The 5,008-nt window shown below is 70.9% G+C and carries 6 protein-coding genes and 1 pseudogene; 6 read left to right on the top strand and 1 reads right to left on the bottom strand.

Features of this window, described 5'->3' with window-relative positions; all coding sequences use genetic code 11:
* The first annotated feature begins 110 nt into the window (after positions 1 to 110).
* The 3 genes and pseudogenes from ACFYZL_RS39990 (at position 111) to ACFYZL_RS39980 (ending at position 853) form a co-directional block, all read left to right on the top strand.
* Complete coding sequence (locus ACFYZL_RS39990) at positions 111 to 599, top strand: GNAT family N-acetyltransferase (RefSeq protein ID WP_384758755.1); 489 nt, start codon at positions 111 to 113, stop codon at positions 597 to 599.
* A 9-nt stretch (positions 600 to 608) separates the two neighbouring features.
* Positions 609 to 719, top strand: a pseudogene (locus ACFYZL_RS39985) (SAM-dependent methyltransferase); the annotation flags it as partial.
* Entirely contained in the window at positions 713 to 853 is a 141-nt protein-coding gene (locus ACFYZL_RS39980; RefSeq protein ID WP_388686121.1) for a hypothetical protein, read from the top strand. The pseudogene ACFYZL_RS39985 and the gene ACFYZL_RS39980, both read left to right, overlap by 7 nt.
* A gap of 44 nt (positions 854 to 897) precedes the next feature.
* Here the strand turns inward: ACFYZL_RS39980 and ACFYZL_RS39975 are convergent, their stop codons facing one another.
* On the bottom strand, positions 898 to 2,115 hold the full coding sequence (locus tag ACFYZL_RS39975) for an MFS transporter (RefSeq protein ID WP_388686119.1): 1,218 nt from the start codon (positions 2,113 to 2,115) through the stop codon (positions 898 to 900).
* Positions 2,116 to 2,248: 133 nt separating this feature from the next.
* Between ACFYZL_RS39975 and ACFYZL_RS39970 the strand changes: the two genes are divergently transcribed.
* The 3 genes from ACFYZL_RS39970 to ACFYZL_RS39960 all read left to right on the top strand — a co-directional run bounded on the left by ACFYZL_RS39970 (position 2,249) and on the right by ACFYZL_RS39960 (position 4,634).
* Positions 2,249 to 3,184: a LysR family transcriptional regulator gene (locus ACFYZL_RS39970; RefSeq protein ID WP_388686117.1), complete on the top strand. Its 936-nt coding sequence runs from the start codon at positions 2,249 to 2,251 to the stop codon at positions 3,182 to 3,184.
* A gap of 61 nt (positions 3,185 to 3,245) precedes the next feature.
* Complete coding sequence (locus tag ACFYZL_RS39965; protein WP_388686114.1) at positions 3,246 to 3,941, top strand: alpha/beta fold hydrolase; 696 nt, start codon at positions 3,246 to 3,248, stop codon at positions 3,939 to 3,941.
* 72 nt (positions 3,942 to 4,013) lie between these two features.
* The gene (locus ACFYZL_RS39960) at positions 4,014 to 4,634 is read left to right on the top strand and encodes an AAA family ATPase (RefSeq protein ID WP_388686112.1); all 621 of its coding nucleotides are present in this window, start codon (positions 4,014 to 4,016) and stop codon (positions 4,632 to 4,634) included.
* The last annotated feature ends 374 nt before the right edge of the window (positions 4,635 to 5,008 follow it).

Raw genomic sequence — 5,008 nt, 5'->3', positions numbered from 1 at the left:
TGTGGGAGAGTAGGACGCCGCCGAACAATCATTGTGGGAAAGCCCCGCACCTTCTGGTGCGGGGCTTTTCTGCGTTTACGAGCCTTTACGGGCCGCTATCGTGTCGGCCCATGGACACGAGACCTCTCGAATGGGTGCTGCGCGGTGCCGAGCCGGCGGATGTCGGGGCGATCGCGGAGTTGCGGGCCGTGGTCATGCGACCGGACCTGGAGCGGCTGGGGCGGTACGACGAGCACAAGGTCCGGCAGCGGCTGAGGGATGCGTTTTCCGAACAGCACACGTCGGTCATCGTGGTCGACGGCGGCTTCGCCGGCAGTGTCACCGTGCGTCCGGCCCGGGACGGCCGATGGCTGGAGCACTTCTACCTCTCGCCGGCCGTCCAGGGGCAGGGGCTCGGATCGGCCGTCCTGCGGACACTGCTGAAGCGGATCGACGCCGATCGTGAGGTCGTACGGCTGAACGTCCTCCAGGGCAGTGCTGCCCAACGGCTCTACGAGCGGCACGGGTTCACCGTGGAGGCTCAGGATCCCGTCGACGTCTTCATGGTGCGACGGCCTGGTGCGGGCACCGCGGCCACCGAAGGCACCGCGGGCATCTGACGGGCGGGTCCTGGTTCGCCCGCGTCCGTACTGGATGTCGGCGGCGGGCCCGGAGTGCACGCACGGTGGCTCACGGACGACGGGTACCGGGTCGTGGTGGTCGACCCGGTGGAGTGGCACGGAGGAAGGAGGACCTCGGACCGGAGGTGCTCGCCAAGGCCCTCGCCACCGCGCGTTGTGCCGACAGCCATCCGGGACTGGCCGTGAACAGCGTGCACTTGGTGCTCGGGCGCTGCCCGGGTGCCCGCACGTAGGTCCGTCAGGAAGGTCCGTCAGGAAGTTCCGACAGGACGGTCCGTCAGGACTTTTCGCCCGCCTCGCGGCGGGGGAGCAGCAGCGGGGTCGCCAGCAGGAGTACGCCCGCGAGGCCGATGGCCGTACGGGGGCCGAGCAGGCTGCCCAGTACGCCCCACACGGCGGTCAGTGCCGCGGTCGACGCCTTGGTCGTCACCGCCCAGGCGGTCAGCGTGCGGGTGACCCGGTCGGTCGGGGTGCGCTCGAGGCGGAGGGTGGTGGCGACGGGGTTGAAGACCCCGCAGCAGAAGATGAGGCCGAGTTCGACCCCCATCACCCACAGCAGGCCGCCGGCGCCCGGCCCCAGGAAGGCCAGGCCGACGGGCCAGATCGCGCGCAGTGCGCCGGACGCCGTCAGGACCGCGCGCTGCCCGAACCGTTCGACGAGGGGGCGGGCCACCCTGGCCCCGAGCAGCCCGCCGATCGAGGGCAAGGCGAAGGCCAGGCCGTACTGCCACGGCGCGAACCCGAGTCGGCCGAGCATGAGGACGGCCAGCAGGGGTTGGGTGGCCATCACCAGGCCGTTGAACAAGACGGTGTTGAAGAACAGCGGACGCAGAGTCGGGTCGGCGAGGACGTACCGCCAGCCGTCGAGCAGGTCTCGGGCCCGCATACGAGTGGTTTCCCGGCGCTCGGGCCGCGGTTCGCCGCCGCCGATGGCGCGGATCCCCAGGGCCGAGAGCAGGTGACTGACCGCGTCGGCCACCACCGCAGCCGGCGCGCCGAGGAGCCCGATCGCCGCGCCGCCCAGCGGCGGTCCGATGATCGTGGTCGTCCAGGCCGTTGACTCGAACCGGGCGTTGGCGACGAGCAGGTGCTCGGCCGGCAGCAGGGTCTTCAGGTACGCGCCGGAGGCGGCGCGGAAGGTGATGTCGGCCGTCGCGACGACGGCGGAGACCAGGAGGAGCTGGAGGAAGGTGAGCCCGCCGAGTACGAACGCGGCGGGGACGGTGAGCAGCGCCGCGAACCGCACCAGGTCCATCGCGATCAGCACCGGCCGCTTGCGGCGGAACTCCACCCACGGGCCGAGCGGCACCGCCACGGCCGCCCCCACCGCGGCCGCCACGGAGGAGAGCGCGGCGACCTCGGCCGGTCCGGCGTGCAGTACCTGGATGGCGATCAGGGGGAAGGCGCCGAAGGCGAGCCAGGTGCCGAGCGCACTGGTCCCGTACGCACCCCAGAGCCATCCGAACTGCCGCCCCAGCCGGTGTCCGCTCCCCATGCCCGACGCCCCTCGCCACTCGCCCGTACAACCGATTCGGGATCGGAAGCATCAAAGCGAGCGCTGGGCACCGGGATCAAACAACCATCGAGGCGTGGGGCACAACGATTCGTTGTGCTCGTAGGCTGTCGGCATGGACCTCGATGCCGTACGGACCTTCGTCGCCGCCGCGGATGCCGGCCGGTTCCAGGAGGCGGCGGCCGAGCTGTCGGTCACCCAGCAGGCCGTCTCCAAGCGCATCGCCGTGCTGGAGCGCAACCTCGGGGTGCGGCTGTTCACGCGGACCGCGCGCGGGGCCGAGCTCACCATCGACGGGCAGGCGTTCCTGCCGCACGCGCGCGAGCTGTTGCGGGTCGCGGAGCGTGCGGTCGCGTCCGTGCAGCCCGGCCGTCGGCCGCTGCGCGTCGACGTGATCGCCTCGCGCGTCGCACCGTCGGGCCTGATGCGCGGCTTCCATCGTGCGCACCCCGAGGTCGACCTCGACGTGGTGATGCTGTTCGACATCGAGACGGCGGTCGCCGCCCTCCGGTCCGGTGCGATCGACGCGTCGTTCCGCGCCGTCGCCGCGCCGGGCCGGCCCCTGCCCGAGGACATCGAGTGCGTGCGCGTACTGGACGAGCCGCTCGAACTCCTCACCGGCCCGGCCCACCGGCTGGCGGGCGCCCGATCGGTGACCGTGGCGCAGCTCGCGGGACACCGGATCTGGATGCCCGGCATCGTGCCCGGTACCGAGTGGGCGGCCTACTACGAGGACCTCGTCGCGGAGTTCGGCCTCACCATCGAGGCGACGGGCCCCAACTTCGGCTCCGACGCGCTGCTCGACACCGTCGCCGACACCCCGGCCCTGGCCACCTTCATGGGCTCGCAGACCCGCCTCGTCTGGCCCGCCGGCCACGGACTGCGCCGCATCCCGGTGACCGACCCGACCCCTGTCTACCCGCACTCGCTCCTCTGGCACCGGGACAACCCCCATCCGGCACTGGCCACCCTCCGCTCCCACCTCGCCGCTGCCGCAGCCGATCGGGACGCCGCCGGGACCTGGGCGCCGGGGTGGGTGCTCCCGCGCTGAGCACGGCGGCGGTCGAGGGTTCTCGAGCGGCGTTGTCGGACCCTGCGGCTACCGTGCCGCCATGGCGATCTTTGTGCTTGTTGCAGGTGCGTGGCTCGGTTCGTGGGCCTGGGACGACGTGGTGCCGACGCTGCGGGAGGCCGGCCACGACGTTCTCCCGTTGACGCTTTCCGGTCTCGCCGAGAAGCGGGCCGTGCCGGCCGGCCGGCAGGCCCATGTCCGGGACATCGTGGACGAGGTCGAGCGCCTCGATCTGCGTGATGTCGTACTGGTCGGGCACAGCTACTCGGGTATCCCCGTGGGCCAGGCCGCCGAGCGGATCGGTGATCGACTGGCCCGTGTGGTCTTCGTCGACTCCAACGTTCCGGCGGACGGTGCCTCGTTCGTCTCCACGTGGTGGGAGGGACCGGCGAAGCTGGAAGCCGCCATCGCCGGGAACGGCGGCTTCTGGGCGCCGCTGACCGCGGCCGACTGCGAGGGCCAGGGCCTCACTGCGGAGCAGACCGCCCGGCTCGTGGGCGGTGCGACGCCGCACCCGGGCGACTCCTTGGCCGAGCCGGCCGTGCTGGCGAGGCCGCTCGGCGAGCTCCCGGCGACGTACGTCAAGTGCCTGCTGGACGGCGCCGAGCCGAACGACGACGTGGCCGCGCTGCTGACCGGCGACGGGTGGCGGCTGGTCGAGATGGACACCGGGCACTGGCCGATGTTCTCCCAGCCGTACGAGCTGGCGCGGATCCTCCTCGACGCAGCCCGGTAACCCCTCCTTCCGTCGGCGGGCGGGAGCGGAATTCGGCAGCGGCGCGCGGGTCGGGCGTGACATGGTGGCGGCATGATCCTTCCGGCCGTCGAGCAGATACCTCCCGCCCGCGGTCAGGTGACAGTGGTGGCAGGACCGCCAGGAGCGGGCAAGAGCACCGTCGCCGCGCTCCTCGCCGATCGCCTGACCCCCAGCGTCCACCTGCACAGCGACGACTTCTGGCACTACATCAAGCGGGGCGTCATCCCGCCCTACCTGCCCGAAGCCCAGCGGCAGAACGAGGTGGTCCTGGACGTACTGGTCTCGGCGGCGTTCGGCTACGCCGCCGGCGGCTACCAAGTGGTGTACGACGGTGTCGTCGGCCCCTGGTTCATCGACCTCTTCCGCGCCGCGGCCAAGGAACGGGCCGTGCCGCTGAACTACGTCGTCCTTCGCCCGGACCGGCACACCACGCTGGAACGGGCGACCGGCCGCGGCGGCGACGCTCTGACGGACCCCGGACCGATCCGATCGATGCACGAGCAGTTCAGTGATCTGGGCGTCTACGAGACGAACGCCCTGGATTCCAGCAGCCTGACCGCCGAGGCGACCGCCGACAGCATCCTGCGAAGCCTCGCGAGGGGTACCTACCTCCTCGACTCCGAGGCCGGCGCCGACGCCGGCGACGCGTGCGACCCGGTCCAGCACCCGTGACACGGAGGACCGGCCCTCCCCGCAGTCCGCACTTGGGGCGGGCCGGCCGGTCGTTTTGACACCCTCACAGCCACGGTTGTAGAGTCGAGCAGTTGCCTGGAGCGGGACACGCTCGGCAGCAACCCCCACAAGGAATCGCATTTCGAGTGGGGACACTCGACTCTTCATTCGGGAATCGAAGCCGGGGAAATCCGGTGGAAAACTTCTGATAGAGTCGGAACCGCCGGAAAGGGAAAGCGCGAAAGCGAAGAACCTGGAAAGCACCGAGGAAGTCGGACACGAAAGAGTCTGATAGAGTCGGAAACGCAAGACAGCAGAACAGAAGCCCGGAGGAAAGCCCGAGAGGGTGAGTACAAAGGAAGCGTCCGTTCCTT

It is taken from the genome of Streptomyces sp. NPDC001717 (assembly GCF_042892775.1).
In the GTDB taxonomy this organism is placed as follows: domain Bacteria; phylum Actinomycetota; class Actinomycetes; order Streptomycetales; family Streptomycetaceae; genus Streptomyces.
Note: the sequence above shows the minus strand (reverse complement) of the source record. Positions and strands in the feature narration are given on the sequence as shown.

Coding starts and splice junctions, on each gene's coding strand:
- ACFYZL_RS39990 (WP_384758755.1), top strand. CDS start 111: ATGGACACGAGACCTCTCGAATGGGTGCTGCGCGGTGCCGAGCCGGCG.
- ACFYZL_RS39975 (WP_388686119.1), bottom strand. CDS start 2,115: ATGGGGAGCGGACACCGGCTGGGGCGGCAGTTCGGATGGCTCTGGGGT.
- ACFYZL_RS39970 (WP_388686117.1), top strand. CDS start 2,249: ATGGACCTCGATGCCGTACGGACCTTCGTCGCCGCCGCGGATGCCGGC.
- ACFYZL_RS39965 (WP_388686114.1), top strand. CDS start 3,246: ATGGCGATCTTTGTGCTTGTTGCAGGTGCGTGGCTCGGTTCGTGGGCC.
- ACFYZL_RS39960 (WP_388686112.1), top strand. CDS start 4,014: ATGATCCTTCCGGCCGTCGAGCAGATACCTCCCGCCCGCGGTCAGGTG.